Here is a 16,049-nt window from a genome sequence, read left to right as displayed (position 1 = left end):
GGAAAGAAACCTCGCTTAAGGCAGTGTCCACCGTCGCTGGGCAAGATCATTATGTCTGGCTCGGGGATAATATTAATCGGGAAGGGCGATTGAGCTTTGATTGCTGTCTAAAGGCGCCGCTAATTCGTTTACTTGGCGAGCCACCAAAAACAAGGCTAATTTCAAGGCTCGACTGATACTAACAGTATCAAATTAACTTTAATAAACTAAGATTTAGCAACTCAGCGCTTGTCTCGTTTCCTGCGGCTTCCGGTCGAACAACTGGCGCAAGGGATGATGCTCTTCACCGTGGTGTTCTCTGTTGGCCAAGCCATCGGGCCAATGGCGGCAGGATGGATAGCCGATGCGTACAACTTGAACCGGTCACTGTGGTTCGGACTGGCGCTCCTGCTGGCAGGCGCGCTTTTGCCACTGCTGGCGACGGATCGGAAAAGATTTCTTGAACGTGCGCAGTCGTTAGTCCGAGGAGAAAAGCATGACTGACCCTATTCAAATAACTCGCCAATTCTTTAGGAGCAAGTATGACGGCACGCCCCATTTTGAGGGCTCGGATAATTTGATCGAGAGCGGTCAGCTCGATTCTCCACAGTGCGTGGAACCATGCCCCTACCAGTGAAAGGCCGAAGCATCAGCAAACAATAGGAATAGCCAGGTTCCCATATTGAGGGACTCGTGCCAATGATGTGGTTTTCTTGCAATCGCCGAGATCAACCAGCGCCTACAAGAACTGGGCCTGACTCCGGGGCTTCGGCCAACACAGGCCGCATCGTGCCAGTCAAGTTCAAGGGACCGGGCGGACAAACCTGGATGGGCCATTTCAGGTCATCACCCTGAATCGAGCCGCTTGGATGCCAATCTGTGGATAAAGAGTCCATGGCATCTCTATGGTGGCATTTTGGGCATCAAGTCTCTGCTTCGGGTGACTCGTAGGGAGAGGACTTGGCCGGTGGACTGTTAAGTTTGTGGGGCTTGCCTAATGTTGGCTCTTGGCTCAAACGTCCCGCCATAAAGTTGATGAAGGCGCTGAGCTTAGGGGGAAGGTGCCTCGTGGGCGGGTAAAGAACCCATGCCTCCCCACAGTAATTCGTCTTGAATATCCAGTCCGGTAGAACTTGAACGATGTGCCCCTGCTGCAATGCGTGTCTTGCCGTGAAGTAGGGCAGACTGCCGATTCCTAGGTCATGGAGAACGGCGTCGAGTCGCGCTCCCGTATGGTTGACTGCATATCGGCCATGTACACCTACGGTGACACTCTTGTTGCCCTGACGGAACTTCCACCGCGAGTCGCCAGGCTCTTCTCCTAAGCAGATGCAGTTGTGTTTCTTCAAATCCTGGGGATGTGTTGGCGTGCCAAATTTGGCCAAGTACTTCGGAGTCGCGCACAGCATGTGATCGATGTCAATGAGCCGTCGACCCATTAGGCCAGGGGACGGGCGGTTCGTGATGCGAATTGCCAAATCCACTTGCTCGTCTATCAGGTCTACATAGCGGTCCTTGAGCAGCAATTGGACATCGACTTTCGGGTAGCAGGCCAGAAAGTCTGCGAGATGCGGGTGGATGACGAAACGACCAACGGCTTTTGGCACGCTTACGCGCACCAAGCCTTGTGGCTCGATGTTGAAACGGTCAGACACGGACATTACAGCCTGAGCTGCGTTCACCAAGTCCACACAACGCTCAAAGACTTCGCGCCCACTCTCGCTTAGGCGCAACTTACGCGTCGTCCTTTGCAATAGCCGTGTACCTAACGCCTTCTCCAGCCGGGCTACCGATCGGCTGATGGCAGAGGGAGTCGCGCCCAGTTGCCGGGCTGTCTCAGAAAAGCTGCCGGTCTCAACGACCTTTGCGAAAACCGTCATTTCGCCTAACAAGGCTGTGGTTTGATTTGTGCTCATGGCGCAAAAATTATTTGATTTCGTGATGGATTATCTCGAGGGAGATTATTCCATATAATAAAAATCCGCAAGAAGGTGAAACAAGACGAAATAAAATATGACCAAGAAACTCTATTGGGAGAGCGATGCCCTGTTTGCGCAGGTAGAAGTGATGCGTTGTCAGGACACTGAGGACGGTCGCTACGAATTACAGATGATCGCCACACCATTTTACCCACAGGGCGGAGGGCAGCCCTGTGATCTCGGATGGATTGGGGATGCTGAAGTTTCTCATGTGAGTGAGGATCAAGGGGTAATTATCCATTATGTTTCCAGTGAAGTGCCTTTAGGAACTAACAACGCTCGAGTGGATGGAGAGCGGCGTAGGGTGCACTCAGAACTACATTCGGCTGGTCATTTGATTGGCCACGTGTTGGAACAGCTTGATTGGCACCCAATCAAAGCGCACCACTGGCCAGGAGACGCACGCGTCGTGTTCAAGCCCGGAGAGAACAGTCAGCCGGTTGATGTGGGAAAGCTGCAGCTTTTGTGCAATAGCCTTATTTCTCAGAATTTATCGTGCAAAGTCAAAATCCGAGAAGATGGCTACAGAGAAGTCGGTTTCGGTGACTTTTCCGCATATGGATGCGGTGGAACACATGTAAAAAACTTGGTTGAGCTCCACGGATTAAAAGTCTTATCGCTTCAGAAGAAAAAGAACCAGTTGACTGTCCATTATGAAATGGACGTTAAACACACAGATTGATGTCTTGATGCTTAAGGTCGTCTGAGTTCAATGGCATTTTTCCGCAATCAGAAAAATATATATGGGAGAAAAAATGCTCATAGAAACGAATAAACTGAGTTTTGATGATATCGAAAAGCTTGTTAAGGGGAATGTCTTAGCCATTCGATTTAAACAATTTGTCAATGAGGAAGTTGGCGGAAAATTGGCTGGGAAAATTTTAAGGCAGGGATTTGATAAATATTTAAATGCGCCTGGCATCGGCCGAATTGGCATGGCGTTTTATGAAGCTGAAAACCATCCCCCTCGTATTTCTGATTATTTTGAAAGTGTATTTCAGAATATTGAAGAACTCAGACAGCGATGTATGCCATATGTGTCGCCGATAGATCTATTGAGATGCAAGTTAGATGAAGTATGGCCAGCCGGAGCGCAGCTTGAAACGCTGTATGGGCGCAAGATGTATGTTGAGCTTTCTCGAGTCGTGAGACCTGGAGTGACCTTCTTGGCTCATCGCGACATATTTTCCAAAGACGCGCCTGACTGTTTCCAGGCGCACAGTCTGCAGGCTCAACTTGCTGCGAATGTGTACCTGTCAATGCCGAGTGAGGGCGGTGCTCTGCAAATATGGGATAGGGAGTTGTCACCCACTGAATTTGATGAGATGCGGGGTGACAGATATGGCATTGACCCTGCAATGCTAGGCGCCCCGATTCTGGAGGTTCGTCCGGATGCAGGGGATCTGGTGCTGTTCAATTCCCGTTGTATGCACGCAGTGACAGTTGGGGCTGATGACATCCGTCTAAGTTTGTCGTGTTTTGTGGGGTATCGCGGACCCGCGGCACCACTTTCATTCTGGAGTTGATATGTCATTCGGCTACATGGGCGAGTTTTTAGTTCTCGCAGGGGTTCACTTTCTTGCTGTTATTGCTCCTGGTCCCGACTTTGCCGTCACTATTCGGCAGGCTGTGCGTTTTGGGCGGAAAGCGGGCATAGGAACTGCGATTGGGATTGGTGCGGGAATATCGATCCATGTCATTTATACTCTGTTTGGTATTGGGGCATTGATGCATACAACGCCATGGTTAATGAGTTTGGCTGAAATATTGGGTAGCGGCTATCTATTCTATATTGGCTGCAAATTTATTAGAAATGCTGGTGCGTATGTGGCAGATGCTCCGAAAGAAGCTAATGAAATCAGTCGGAGTGTAAATTTCCGAGAGTCATTTTCTTTGGGTTTTATGACCAATGCAACCAATCCAAAGGCGACACTTTTCTTTTTGGCCGTATTTACAACTTTAGTGAGTTCATCCACTCCGCTGCATATTCAGATTTTCTATGGTTTGTGGATGTGCTCAGTGAATGCTGCATGGTTTATTTCGGTCAGCCTAATATTTACAAATTACATTATAAGGCAGAGGTTTCTGCGGATTGGTGGCCTTTTTGAGCGCTTAATGGGCTGCTTGCTGATAATATTTTCTGTTCGATTGTTATGGGAGGTTGTTTCGAGGTTAATTGCGTAGGTATTCAGTACTGTAGGTTATTGTTTTCTCGTTTCGTGCTTTCGATTGAAAATAACGCCATGATGTTGTTGAGATGTCGATGAAATACATCTGCTTTTTGCGAGATGTGTGTTTTATCTGACGCAAATAAATGAGAGTGATAAAGAGGATGCTCCAATGGTGCAAATTTCATCCTTGGTTCTCACGCAGTGGATTGAAGAGCTAGAAGAAATTCAATTCAGTGGAGCCATTGAAAGGAAGGTTATAGAGAGTAGTTCAAGGGTGGCTCTTAAATATATTCCAAATATTGAAATACTGAACAGCTGCGTGCTGCCTTGCAGCGTGTGGCAATAACCAAGCACTGGAAGCCTGGAGACCTGGTTGTGTTCAGTAACCTCAGATGTGTGCATGGACGGGGAGAGATCAAGGGAAGGCGTTGGTTGCAGCGGTGTTATGGTTCTTACATGGTCACGGCCGGTACTGTACTTTGGCTCAATGAATGAATATGCGGATAGAAAAATGATAAGTGAAGTGGTGGTGAGGGTCCTGTTCTTGATATTTATCGCGGGACTTGGTTGGGGGATGGGGGCCAAGCTGAAAATGAGCTCAAAAGATATATCCGCGTTATTGATATATGTGATCTCGCCGTTTGTTATATTTGTCTCCATACTCCAATCTCCAGCGGATTGGACTTACTTTCGGTACTCGCTCGGGGCTCTGCTGACGGCCTCTATTGCGGCCTCTATTGCCTATTTCTTGGCCAGATTCATATGGGACGATGGGCGAGTCAATCTTTTCTCTTTTGCGGGAGGAACCGGTAATACGGGTTATTTCGCACTTCCTTTGGTCTTTGCATTATTTAATGAGACGCAAGTGGCGGTGGCTATTTTTATTATAATTGGAATTAATCTCTATGAATTTTCAGTTGGCTATTTCATCGCTGCAAAGGGTGTTCTGAATACGAAGGAGAGTTTAGGGAAAATTGTACGGCTTCCTATTCTCTATGCGGCTATCATCGGGATGGTTTTTAAAGGGCTTGGTATTGATTTGGGGGATGTGTTGCTCTCTGGCATGTCTAACTTCAAGGGTGCCTACAGCGTCTTAGGGATGATGGTTATTGGAATAACCTTAGCCTCATATCGCAAGGTGGAGGTGGATTGGAGCTTCCTGGTCGCCGCCATCGGATGGAAGCATTTGGTTTATCCAATTGCCGGGGGCACAGTGTTCCATCTTCTAATGCCGACCTCTTTGGAAACGCTTGCTGTGATCGCTTTGATGCTGGCGACACCTATGGCCGGCAATACCGTGGTCATCGCGAATAGCTTGGGCGTACACCCCGAAAAAGCAGCTTTCTCCGTGATGGTAAGCACGGTCTTGGCAGTCGTTACCGTCCCGTTGGCTGTCGCTTGGGTTCACGGGCTTGCTGGTTGAATTATTTAGCCAGTGATGCTTAGAGTCACCTTGAGTGCATGCCAGAAATCATCTTGCCTGCACTGTTCGACAACTCACCAAGAATTATTCAATGGCATAAGCTTCGGCAAGTTTGTCATCAGGCGTCGTGAATAGTATCTTCAGTGTCCCACTCATGGGTAATCCGACCACAGCATCACAAGACGGGATAGGACACCTACATGGTATCCGATGTATTGCCCAGGGCTATTTACGTAGGAAAGGGGGCGCCAGAGTCGCAAACCCCCAGGGCAATATTTCTACTATTTCTGATTTTAGAAATGGTGTCGGCTGACGTCGCAACGCCAGAGAAAGCCATAGATGGCAGCAGAATGGCTACGGTTAGAGAGTCGTTTATCCTGCATGAGCAGGGATCAGGTGTTGTTCGGGAGCAACTGTCGACAGGAGGGGTCTATTGGCATTAAGTCTGGGGAATGTTCCGTCACGTGGGATACTTGGATTTAAAGCTGCAGGTTTTTGGCCCACTAATCGTGCATTAGAACGCGAGCCGCATCAGGCTATTATACCTTTTGTTTGATCCCTCAACGGGGCGGCCACTGTGTGTGGTCGACGGCAATGCCGATCTTGCGGCACCCTGGGAAAACCGTGCCGTGGGAAATCGCCAGATCCCGACGCTAACCCCGCTTCCCCGCTCGTTATTTCAGACGCGCCGAAGATCATCTCGGACGGCAGAGTAAAGATGGAGTAGGGGGAGCGTCGCGCGTCTCCAGGAAGGTTCGCCTATCGTCGGCTATATTGCCGTCGAACCGACAGAAGTTACCGAAGCACAGATCCAGAATGTGATTGCTATTTTCTTATTTGGCGTCTCTTTTTCGCACGGAAATCTCAAAACGTGTGTGCAACTACAGCGGGTGTACTTACACTCGACAACGAGTCACGCGACATCGAAAACGACGTTTGCCGCCTCGCCGTCGCTGAAGGTGGCGAAAGTGGCTGATGTGCCGGTGTCGAAAAAAATCTCCACCACCTGTCGATCAATCAGCACATCCCACCTCGTCGGCGCGGCTGGCAACGTTATCTGGTGAGGTTTGAGGAAAGCGGCGTTGTTTTCCAACAAGATCGACCATCGGGTGACGGTGCAAACGCCCGTGGCGGAAACCAGCGCCAGCGAAATGCGCCACTTATCGTTGCCAATGGTGAGCGTCAGGTTTTCGGCGTTATTGTCCTCAAGGGTGATGCGCAAACGGCCGCGGCCGTTGCTGAACGAATCAAGTGCGTAGCTGCCGGCGCTCGTCGCCGTTTTCGTCGTCATAAGCGTTCCGGCCGGCACGTCGAAAGCCGGCTCCGTTTCCAGACGGTAACGGTTGTCGAGATACCGCAGAGTCACCTTGCGCGGCACGCTGGCGCAACCGATGTTGCCGTTGCTGTCGACGGCCGGAAGCGCCGCCGTACACTGCCAATAGCTCCAGTTGGATACCCATGCCAGGCAGTGCAGATTGTCGTAAGCGCCTTCCGTCTCGTAGCCGATATGGGCGCCGTAAAAATCGGCGCCGAGGTCAAGTGCAAGCGGCGTCGGCGTTTCGATCGCCTGAAACAGCATGTTGTCATCGAGCGTGCCGACATGCAGAAAGGTTCCGCTGGTGTCCAGCCCGCCGCCGTTGCCGCCGAACACCAGCACCGTTTTGTCCATCTTGAGATCGGGGCAATGCAGCGTCGTTATTGCCGGGCATTCAATCATACCCATGTATTCTATCGGAACGCTGCCGAGGTAATCGAACGGCGCTTTGCCGGTCGCGGATCGATAGACGCCTAATTCGCTCTCTTCAGCCAGATAGAGATAGACGTGGTTGTCATGGATAAAGGCGAAAGGATCGCGGTAATTCGTTTTGTGGAGCGTATTCGGCTGTACGGGGTTGGATTCGCAGGGAGAAAAGGTGTATCCGTTATCGGTGGAATACCAGAGATTCGTGGTCTGAAGCCCGCAGCAATAGCTGGTGACATACGCCAGCCAGGCGCCCGCGCCGTATCCGGACAGATTGGCGTTGTCAATCACGATCGAACCGCTGGCCGCATCCCCTTCCTTGGTCTGGTATTTGGGGATAGCGACGCCATGATCGGTAAAATTCTCCCAGTTCGATGTGGCGTAATGACGCCAGGAAGAACCATTGCCTCCCCAGGAGTAGTCCCCGTTCCACAGATAGTATCCGTGCCACAGGCGTTGGTTTTCATCATAAACGAACGTCTGCATATCATTCATAAAGCCCGGTTCTGGGCTGGTCAGGTGGAAACTTGAGTTGTAAGCGTATTGCTCAAGGGTAATGATCATCGGTGTGACTCCTGTATATTTGCTAATATTTTCAATTGAGATGAGATGAAACATCTAACATCAAACGTGAATTACAATTAAAACTTGTAACCATAAAAATTTAAATTGAAAATGTTAAATAATGCAAATCGAATTTGACGCCATGAAAAAAAATACTCATTCGCTCTGCGCCGCGCGCATCGCTCAGGTTCTGGCTGAAAACGGCTGGAGCCAATCCGAGCTTGCCCGGCAACTGGGGGTCACGCCACAATCCGTCCAATACTGGGTGAGTGGGAAGAATGTGCCTGCCGGCAAGCGGTTACAGGCGTTGTCGGCGCTGAGCGGTTATCCCGAATACTGGTTTTTTATGCCGGCCCAGGATGAACGCGCCGACGCCAGCTATCGTGTGGAGATTCTGGATATCAGCGCCAGCGCGGGCAGCGGGCAGATCGTCTCGTCGGACTTCGTCGAAACGGTCAGAGCGATCGAGTACAGTCAGAGACAGGGAAGGACTTTGTTCGGCGGCAAGCCCGATAGCGTGATCAAAGTGATCACGGTGAACGGCGACAGCATGTCGGACACCATTGAACCTGGCGATCAGATCTTTGTGGATATTTCAGTCCATACTTTTGAGGGGGATGGCATTTACGTTTTCACGTATGGCGCTACGCTGCACGTAAAACGGTTACAGATGCTGAAAGATCGTTTGCTGGTGCTGTCGGATAATCAGAAATATCAGCCCTGGTCCGTCGACAAGCATGATGAAGCGCAGTTTCACATTATGGCGAAGGTGTTGCTGCGTCAGTCGATCGACTATAAGCGTTTGGGGTGAACGGATCCCCGAAAATCGGGTGCGGATCTGAGTCGCTTCCCTTTGCGCGGTACGTCTCTCTTGAAGAAGTACCGCCTGTGTTGTTCAACCCTGGTCACTTATGGAGACCCTATGCCTTACGTAAACATTAAAATTACCAATGAGGGCGCTACCGCTGAACAGAAACGCCAACTGATCGAGGGGGTGACTCAACTGCTGGTCGACGTTCTGAATAAAAATCCGAAAACTACCGTCGTAGTGATTGATGAAGTGGAGACGGACAACTGGGGCATCGGCGGGGTTCCCGTTACCGAGTTGAGAAAAAACGCCAAATAGCCGCGTTTCTGGCATAGGTTATCCGCCCTGTATCTCAACGAATATGGGCGGAGGGCCGGCGTAGGATATTGTCCTTGCTGTTGCATGTAACACTAAGGTGGGCTATTTTGTTACATGTAACAAGAGAGGAGGAAGGTTATGGCGAATGTAAATACCCGCGTCCAGAAGCACCGCGACGCATTGCGCCGGGCCGGACTGCGCCCGGTGCAAATCTGGGTGCCTGATACCCGGCGTCCAGATTTCGTGGGGGAGTGCCGCCGCCAGTCTGATCTGGTCGCGCAGGCCGATCAAAACGATGCCGAACTGCGGCAACTGATGGATGATGCATTAACGGACGTGGATGGCTGGACGGAATGAGGCGCGGTGATTTTGTGACGATCGCCGTGCAAGGCGACTTCGGCAAGCCAAGGCCCGCGTTGGTGATTCAGGCCGATCATTTCAGTGAAAGCGCGAGCGTTACCGTGCTGCCGGTTACCGGCGCGCTGGTAGCCGCGCCTTTGTTGCGAATTGAGGTTAAGCCCACGGCGGACAACGGCTTGCAGAAGCTTTCGCAGGTTATGATCGATAAAATTATAACCGTCAGACGCGAGAAGGTCGGGCCTGTGTTTGGCAGCATTGATGCCGATTCGCTGGTCGAGGTTGAGCGGAGTCTGGCGCTTTTCCTCGGTATTGCGAAGTGAAGGGGCGGCGTTTGTGGCGCGCTCGCCTTTTCCTTAACCTTGTTTGTCGGACGAACCAAATGCAAAGGAATCGCTATGGATATTTATCTGGGCAACAACGGTAACCGTTTTTCCAATTACTTCCTGTCGATGGCAAATCTTGAGGCGCAAAATTTGCGCAGCACCGTATATGCCGTATCGGCTTTTAATATCAAAGATGGTCTGACACGAGTTCGTTTTCAAACCGAAATTCAGGCATTTATTGATACACAGTTGAGAACGATCCGTAATTCAAACTCTCAATCTGAATGCCAGGAATGCCTGCAAAATTTAAAAATCGAGCGCGATTATCTTTTAATTCAGGATCGGATGCTTAGGTCAGGGCAAGCTGTGATTCATGCGTCTGTAGAGTTAATTAAAGGATATGAAAAAGAGATTGGATATATTATAAACGGCATCGGTGTTGTTGTTGGCGTATTTCAGGTGGTTGTTGGGTTTGGAATCATGGCAGGCTCTGTCGCAACGGGTAATGTATTGGGTATCGGTGCCGGTTTTATGATTACCATGCATGGTATAAATTCTGTTGAAGAAAAAGTCTATGCTCTGTTAGGAGAGAAAGATCACACCGGTTTTGTTAAAAGCGGATATATAGCTACCGCAGAGTTTCTTGGATTCGATCAACGTGTCGGCCGGGAAGCGTATACAGGCTTGGATGTCGCTCTTTCCGTCTATGGGCTGGCACGACTTACTCTCAAACCTGATACGTGGAGATTATTCAGATACATGAATACCGACTATGTCAGGAACTTTCAAAACATGAGTAAGACGGCTCTGGCGCTAAAAATTGTCGGAAATGGGCCAAAGCTTAAACTTATGTACGATATTCATACTGGGAAAGAGCATACTGAAAGCAGTCGGTAAACTAATTTTTATTTCTACCAAGAAAGAAAAACGCTTTGCTTGCCAGACGCATTGGAGTAATAAAATAAACGGCGCCGACAACGACTATAGCCGCAACAGAAATTCCGATAAGATGCTCCGAAGCATTCACGATTACGGCACCGCACCAGATAACAATCATGGCGATACTCATGAATACGCCGGCATAAAATCGCTTGCGCAAGTCATGAAGCAATGAGAGATAGTTCTCACTATCCCGTATGGAAATTTCTTTTAACCGGGCAATTTCTTTGTCTGAGAATCCGTGTTCTGCCAGTTTTTTTTCCATCGCCGTATCGCTCATTATCTTTCCTGTTGGTGAACGCTGACCAGCATTATCATAGCGCGCGGGGGAAACGTTTTGTAGCCTTGGCCGTGTTATCGCCCAAGATAATGTGTCACTAGTAGGTATCCTTCCATGTCCCAAATCGTTATTGATCGTTCCCCGATCCGTTTCTCCACGTGCCGGTGGGCGACAATAGGTGGTTCAGCGTTCGCGGCGTGTTGCCACCCAACAGAGAATCGACCCGGCGCACACCATGGCCGCGCCTTGCCAGAACGACAGCGGGCAGCACCAGAGCGGCCAGGGCGGCGGAAAGCACCGGGATAAAGTAGGACGCGCCGGCGAGAATGGTGACGTTGCCGTGCAGGATGCCGATGTTCCAGGCCGCGTAGCCGAATCCCATCGCCGCGGAAGCCAGCGCAAGGTGGACGATAGCGTGGAAACTGAACGCCATTGCCTCGCCGCCGATGGCGAGATACTTGATCCCGGATAGATTTGTCGTACCCGCTGAAACCAGACTGCCTCGTCAGCAGCCTCAAAGGGCTTGCGGCCCTTTTCCCCAATTTAATTTTGCTTATGCTTAATACGTTGTCTTGGGCGCGGTAAAAGTGCGGTTGCGCCGGAAGTGGCTTAACCGGGCGTCCAGGGCCTCGGTATACAGCATGGTGTCCACGCCGACGGCGATGAAATTGGCGCCCCAGGCGATCGCTTTTTCCGCCATGACGGTATCGACGGCAAGAAAACCGGCGGCTTTACCGGCGTCGCGAATACGCTTGATACTTTGCTCAATCACCTTTTGTACTTCAGGATGCGCGGCGTTGTCAGGGTATCCCAGCGAGGCGGAAAGATCCGCCGGACCGATAAAGACGCCGTCGATGCCGTCGACCTTCAGCAGCGCATCCAGATTCTCTATCGCGGTTTTGCTTTCCGCCTGAATCAGCAGACAGAGATCTTCATTCGTCCGCGCCATATAGTTTTCCACTCGCCCCCAGCGCGCCGCGCGCGCCACGCCGGCGCCGACGCCGCGGGCGCCCTGCGGCGGATAGCGAGTCGCCGCCACCAGTTCGCGCGCCTGCTCGACGGTATCAATCATCGGCACCAGCAGCGTGCGCGCGCCGATATCCAATATCTGTTTTATCAATGCACGCTGACCCTCTACCGGCCGGATGATCGGATGGCTGCGGTAGGGCGCAATGGCCTGTAGTTGGTGATAGAGATCCTGAATCGTATTCGGCGCATGCTCGCCGTCCACCAGCAGCCAGTCGTAACCGCTGGTGGCGGCAATCTCCGCCAGATAGGACGAGGTACTGCTTAACCACAGCCCGATTTGCGTGTCGCCGCGCGCCAAACCAGCTTTAAACGGATTGAGTAACGGATCGTGCATTCTGTTTTCCTGTCAACGTATATGAGCAGCATCAGGCCGCGTTTAGTGGTTATACGGCCGCTTGATCGCCGCATCGGGATTGAGTTCCACGCCGAAGCCGGGTTTGTCGAGCGCCGATTTATGCAAACGGCCGTTTTGCGGCACCGGTTCGTTCAGCAGCAGCGGATCGAACTGCGGCCGCAGTTCGCTGCAATCCGGGCTGGTCATAAGAAATTCGCTAAACGGGCTGTTGGTGAAGGTGATCACCGCATGGTGGGAGTAAACGGAAGAGCCGTGGGGCACCACCAGTTGACCGCGGGATTTGGCGATGGCGGCAATCTCCAGCAGGGTGGTCAATCCTCCGCACCAGCCAACGTCGGGCTGCATAATGTCGATACCGGTTTCGGAAAGCGTGCGGAAGGATTGCAGCGTACCGTGGTGCTCGCCGCTGGTCACCATCATCCCCGGCGGCGTGCGTTTTTTTAACTCGCGGTAGCCTTCGTACTGCTGCGGCGGCAGGCACTCTTCAATCCATTTCAGGTTGTAGGGCGCGCAGGCGTGCGCCAGTTTGACGGCGTAATTGACGTCCTGGCTCATCCAGCAGTCGAGCATAAGCCAGAAGTCGGGACCGCATTTTTCGCGGAAGGAGGCCACCATGGCGGCGTCTTTGCGAATTCCGGCATCGCCGTCGTGCGGCCCCCAGTGGGCGGGCATTTTGCCGCCGATAAACCCCATTTCCTGCGCCAGGTCCGGGCGCGCGCCGGTGGCATAAAAGCGCAGCTCGTCGCGTACCGCGCCGCCCAGCAGTTGATACACCGGCAGTCCGACGACTTTGCCGAACAGATCCCACAGCGCCAGGTCGATACAGGAAATGGTATTCATCACCAGCCCGCCGGAGCCGGCATAGTACAGGGTCGCGTTCATCATCTGGTCGTGGATAAGTTTGATATCGCTGACGCATTTCCCTTCAATAAAGCGGTTCAGGTGTTTCTCGACGATAAAGCACCCCATTTCGCCGCCGGTCGAGATGGCGAAACCGGTCTGTCCGTTGTCGGCTTCCACCTCGACAATCAGGGTGCCGAGCACGTTGATGCCGAACGACTGGCGCGATTGTTCATAATCCTGATATTTACTCATTGGCGTGGCGATATGATCGTCGATCCAGTGATTGGCTCCCTGATCGTGATAATCGCCGCCGCCGCCGGCTTTGTCTGCGGTAGCGCCGCCGGAGAAATAGGCGCGGACGGTTTTAATTTTTGGCAAGGTCATCTGGTATTCCCTTCTTATGAAGCATGTTGATTTAACGGACTGCGCCAGCCAAGCAGGCGGGAAATATCCCTGGCGCAGGCGATGGCCTGGCCGGCAAGGTATTCGCGATTTTCCTCACTGATTTGCAGGCTGGTCCCGACTAATGAGATCGCCGCCGTCAGTTCGTTGCGGGCATTGAAAATAGGCGCGGCGACGCAGCGCACATCCGGATAGTCTTCGCCGTTATCAAAACTCCAGCCCTGGAGGCGAATACGCGTCAATTCCGCTTTCAGGGCCGCGGCGTTCTTGAGCGTCCGCGGCGTTACCGCGACGAAGCGCAGGCCGGCGATAATGCGCTCCTGCTCCTCCTCCGGCTGCCAGGCAAGCAGACATTTGCCGATGCCGGAACGGTGGAGCGACAGGCTTTTTCCTTCATGGGAACGCACGCTGATGGTGGAGGTCGATTCGATTTTAAGAATGTAATAGGCGTTGCCGTTGTCGATAATGCCCAGATGACAGAGCAGATTGGTCTCCTGCATCAGCAGCGTCAGGCGCTTGCGGGCGATCTCGCGGATATCCATCCGTTCCAGCGCATGGCCGGCCAGTTCAACCAGCCGCGTCCACAGGCAGTAATTGTCATAAATGTCCATCGCAATGAAGCGTTGCCTTTTCAGCTCCGCCAGCAGCAGGTAGGTGCTGCTTTTCGGTAAAGCGAGTCCGTCGATAATTTCCGCCGCCGTGCAGGGGCCGCGTTGAGCAATAAAGTGGAGAATGGCGATAGCGCGCGTCAGCGCTGGAACAGACGTCGATTCCAACATACTAGACTCCAGTTTGATGATATGGAGACAGTGTTATTCCGATGCGCATCAGGAAATGCGACCTACTTCAAAATCAAACGTTTTATTCCCGGTTGGGTCGGGGGAGAGTGCGAATAATGTGATGCGGCTCGTATCGCGAGTACAGCCTATTATATTGAGCGGTAATCGGCCTTTTAATAGCGGGAGTGCAGGCAATAACGTGAGATATTCCTCCATTGCCAGGCGAGCAATCCAACCTGTTGTACTTGCTATTTAAAAATCCGTGTTCAAAATCACATTTAACAGGTTTTATCACCCTCTTTTTATTCAAGGTTGAATTATTTTGATAGGTATCACATAAATGATTCCCTTTTCCATGGAGATTGTTTTTATAGACTAAGACTTAAGTCCAGTATTTTGGAATGTTAACGATAGGGAACATCATGGTCTTAGCGTTTTTTATTAAATTAATAAGTGAAAATTTTACTCTTAATGCCAGGAAGAGTTGAAGAAATAAACAAAATAAGAGGAATTTGTATGACGGTTTTCCCTGTGAAACACAATAAGTTGCTATGCAAGAAAGACGTTCTGCTGCCTAAAAATATATTAAATGAGAAAATATTAAGTGTTATTAATAATTTAATAAATATCCGTGATGAAACAGGGGAGTTTCTTATCCATCTTGACGACGGCCGCTCTATTGATTCGAAAAGCTGGAATAGCTGGGAATGGGTGCAAGGCGTTGGTTTGTATGGACTTTACCAATATTATAACCAAACCAATAATCCAGATATCAAAGAGATTATGGATAAGTGGTTTGCCGAACAGTTTGCCAAAGAAGATGCGCCGATAAAAAATGTCAATACCGTTTGCCCATTGTTAACGCTGGCTTATCTATATCAGGAAAATCCGTGTTCGCGCTGGCGGTGCTACCTGGAAGATTGGGCGGAATGGGTATTATATGAAATGCCGCGCACGGATTACCAAGGGTTGCAGCATATTAATTCCAACCGGGAAAATCATCAGCAGCTGTGGGATGATACCTTAATGATGTGCGCACTGCCCTTGATGAAAATAGGCCGTTTATTTAATCGACCTGAATTTGTCGAGGAAGCCGTCTACCAGTTTTTATTCCATACCCAGCAGCTGATGGATAAAAAAACCGGCTTATGGTTCCACGGCTGGACCTTTGACGGCAATCATAATTTCGCCGAGGCGCTGTGGGCCAGAGGAAATTGCTGGATTACCATGGCGATTCCCGATCTTCTGGAACTCCTTGACGTCCCTCCCGAAAATGCCACGCGCCGCTATTTGCAGCAAGTGCTTGAGCGTCAAATCAAGACGTTGGCGCAATGGCAGGATGAAAGCGGCCTGTGGCATACCTTGCTTGACGATCCCTCATCGTATCTGGAGAGTTCCGCTACGGCCGGGTTCGCTTATGGAATACTGAAAGCCGTACGTAAGCGCTATATAAGTAAAGAGTACGCGGTAATAGGCGAAAAGGCGATTAAGGGAATATTGGATAATATTGATGAAAACGGACAGCTAAATAAGGTTTCTTTCGGCACCGCCGTCGGCCGGGATCTGGATTTTTATCGCAATATACCTATTACGCCAATGCCTTATGGGCAATCAATGGCAATAGTGGCGCTGACGGAATACCTTAGGGTTTATATTTAAACCTTTAATTAATTTCTCTGTAAATTAAAGGTTATCTCTTGGATAGCGTCGTCGTCAATCTGACGCGCCCAATTCAGATTCGGTAAGAATATGGGTG

18 protein-coding genes and 1 pseudogene are annotated in these 16,049 nt (G+C 50.9%); 12 read left to right on the top strand and 7 right to left on the bottom strand.

Translation table 11 applies throughout. From position 1 onward, the window contains the following. Positions 1-273: 273 nt before the first annotated feature. Positions 274-483 (top strand): MFS transporter, encoded by a 210-nt coding sequence (locus DDT56_RS22320; RefSeq protein ID WP_210417070.1) that lies wholly within the window; start codon positions 274-276, stop codon positions 481-483. 419 nt (positions 484-902) lie between these two features. Here the strand turns inward: DDT56_RS22320 and DDT56_RS22315 are convergent, their stop codons facing one another. Next, entirely contained in the window at positions 903-1,895 is a 993-nt protein-coding gene (locus tag DDT56_RS22315; protein WP_136168573.1) for a LysR family transcriptional regulator, read from the bottom strand. 97 nt (positions 1,896-1,992) lie between these two features. On the opposite strand from DDT56_RS22315, the gene DDT56_RS22310 reads away from it, so the two are divergent. The 5 genes from DDT56_RS22310 to DDT56_RS22290 all read left to right on the top strand — a co-directional run bounded on the left by DDT56_RS22310 (position 1,993) and on the right by DDT56_RS22290 (position 5,552). Next, positions 1,993-2,640 (top strand): alanyl-tRNA editing protein, encoded by a 648-nt coding sequence (locus DDT56_RS22310; RefSeq protein WP_136168572.1) that lies wholly within the window; start codon positions 1,993-1,995, stop codon positions 2,638-2,640. A 61-nt stretch (positions 2,641-2,701) separates the two neighbouring features. Beyond that, complete coding sequence (locus tag DDT56_RS22305; RefSeq protein WP_246856859.1) at positions 2,702-3,484, top strand: 2OG-Fe(II) oxygenase; 783 nt, start codon at positions 2,702-2,704, stop codon at positions 3,482-3,484. 1 nt (position 3,485) lies between these two features. After that, positions 3,486-4,142, top strand: coding sequence for a LysE family translocator (locus tag DDT56_RS22300; protein WP_136168571.1), 657 nt, complete (start codon positions 3,486-3,488; stop codon positions 4,140-4,142). 302 nt (positions 4,143-4,444) lie between these two features. After that, the gene (locus DDT56_RS25220) at positions 4,445-4,624 is read left to right on the top strand and encodes a TauD/TfdA family dioxygenase (protein WP_136168576.1); all 180 of its coding nucleotides are present in this window, start codon (positions 4,445-4,447) and stop codon (positions 4,622-4,624) included. A gap of 16 nt (positions 4,625-4,640) precedes the next feature. Continuing rightward, positions 4,641-5,552 (top strand): AEC family transporter, encoded by a 912-nt coding sequence (locus tag DDT56_RS22290; protein WP_136168570.1) that lies wholly within the window; start codon positions 4,641-4,643, stop codon positions 5,550-5,552. Positions 5,553-6,465: 913 nt separating this feature from the next. On the opposite strand, the gene DDT56_RS22285 is transcribed toward DDT56_RS22290, so the two are convergent. After that, positions 6,466-7,857, bottom strand: coding sequence for a glycoside hydrolase family 32 protein (locus DDT56_RS22285; RefSeq protein ID WP_168197674.1), 1,392 nt, complete (start codon positions 7,855-7,857; stop codon positions 6,466-6,468). 142 nt (positions 7,858-7,999) lie between these two features. Here DDT56_RS22285 and DDT56_RS22280 point away from each other — a divergent pair, with 142 nt between their 5' ends. The 5 genes from DDT56_RS22280 (at position 8,000) to DDT56_RS22260 (ending at position 10,563) form a co-directional block, all read left to right on the top strand. Further along, entirely contained in the window at positions 8,000-8,668 is a 669-nt protein-coding gene (locus tag DDT56_RS22280) for an XRE family transcriptional regulator (protein WP_136168568.1), read from the top strand. 111 nt (positions 8,669-8,779) lie between these two features. Next, positions 8,780-8,983, top strand: a complete 204-nt coding sequence (locus DDT56_RS22275; RefSeq protein WP_136168567.1) for a 2-hydroxymuconate tautomerase family protein — start codon at positions 8,780-8,782, stop codon at positions 8,981-8,983. Between the two features lie 138 nt (positions 8,984-9,121). Beyond that, a complete protein-coding gene (locus DDT56_RS22270; RefSeq protein WP_136168566.1) occupies positions 9,122-9,340 on the top strand; it encodes an antitoxin MazE family protein in 219 nt (72 codons plus the stop codon). Continuing rightward, positions 9,337-9,663, top strand: a complete 327-nt coding sequence (locus DDT56_RS22265) for a type II toxin-antitoxin system PemK/MazF family toxin (protein WP_136168565.1) — start codon at positions 9,337-9,339, stop codon at positions 9,661-9,663. The genes DDT56_RS22270 and DDT56_RS22265 overlap by 4 nt, the downstream gene beginning before the upstream one ends. A 75-nt stretch (positions 9,664-9,738) precedes the next feature. Then, complete coding sequence (locus tag DDT56_RS22260; protein WP_136168564.1) at positions 9,739-10,563, top strand: DUF4225 domain-containing protein; 825 nt, start codon at positions 9,739-9,741, stop codon at positions 10,561-10,563. Position 10,564: 1 nt separating this feature from the next. Here the strand turns inward: DDT56_RS22260 and DDT56_RS22255 are convergent, their stop codons facing one another. The 5 genes and pseudogenes from DDT56_RS22255 to DDT56_RS22235 form a co-directional block, all read right to left on the bottom strand. Then, a complete protein-coding gene (locus tag DDT56_RS22255; RefSeq protein ID WP_136168563.1) occupies positions 10,565-10,885 on the bottom strand; it encodes a hypothetical protein in 321 nt (106 codons plus the stop codon). Positions 10,886-11,068: 183 nt separating this feature from the next. After that, positions 11,069-11,348: pseudogene (locus tag DDT56_RS22250) on the bottom strand (EamA family transporter); the annotation flags it as partial. A 96-nt stretch (positions 11,349-11,444) separates the two neighbouring features. After that, positions 11,445-12,248: a 2-keto-3-deoxy-L-rhamnonate aldolase gene (gene yfaU, locus DDT56_RS22245; protein WP_136168562.1), complete on the bottom strand. Its 804-nt coding sequence runs from the start codon at positions 12,246-12,248 to the stop codon at positions 11,445-11,447. A gap of 42 nt (positions 12,249-12,290) precedes the next feature. After that, on the bottom strand, positions 12,291-13,496 hold the full coding sequence (gene rhmD / locus DDT56_RS22240; RefSeq protein WP_136168561.1) for an L-rhamnonate dehydratase: 1,206 nt from the start codon (positions 13,494-13,496) through the stop codon (positions 12,291-12,293). Between the two features lie 14 nt (positions 13,497-13,510). Continuing rightward, positions 13,511-14,293, bottom strand: a complete 783-nt coding sequence (locus DDT56_RS22235; RefSeq protein WP_136168560.1) for an IclR family transcriptional regulator — start codon at positions 14,291-14,293, stop codon at positions 13,511-13,513. Between the two features lie 516 nt (positions 14,294-14,809). Between DDT56_RS22235 and bglB the strand changes: the two genes are divergently transcribed. Beyond that, complete coding sequence (gene bglB, locus DDT56_RS22230; protein WP_136168575.1) at positions 14,810-15,952, top strand: beta-galactosidase BglB; 1,143 nt, start codon at positions 14,810-14,812, stop codon at positions 15,950-15,952. Positions 15,953-16,049: the final 97 nt, after the last annotated feature.

Origin of the sequence: Brenneria corticis, assembly GCF_003115855.1 — a bacterium.
GTDB lineage: Bacteria > Pseudomonadota > Gammaproteobacteria > Enterobacterales > Enterobacteriaceae > Brenneria > Brenneria corticis.
This window is presented reverse-complemented; position numbering and strand designations above follow the sequence as displayed.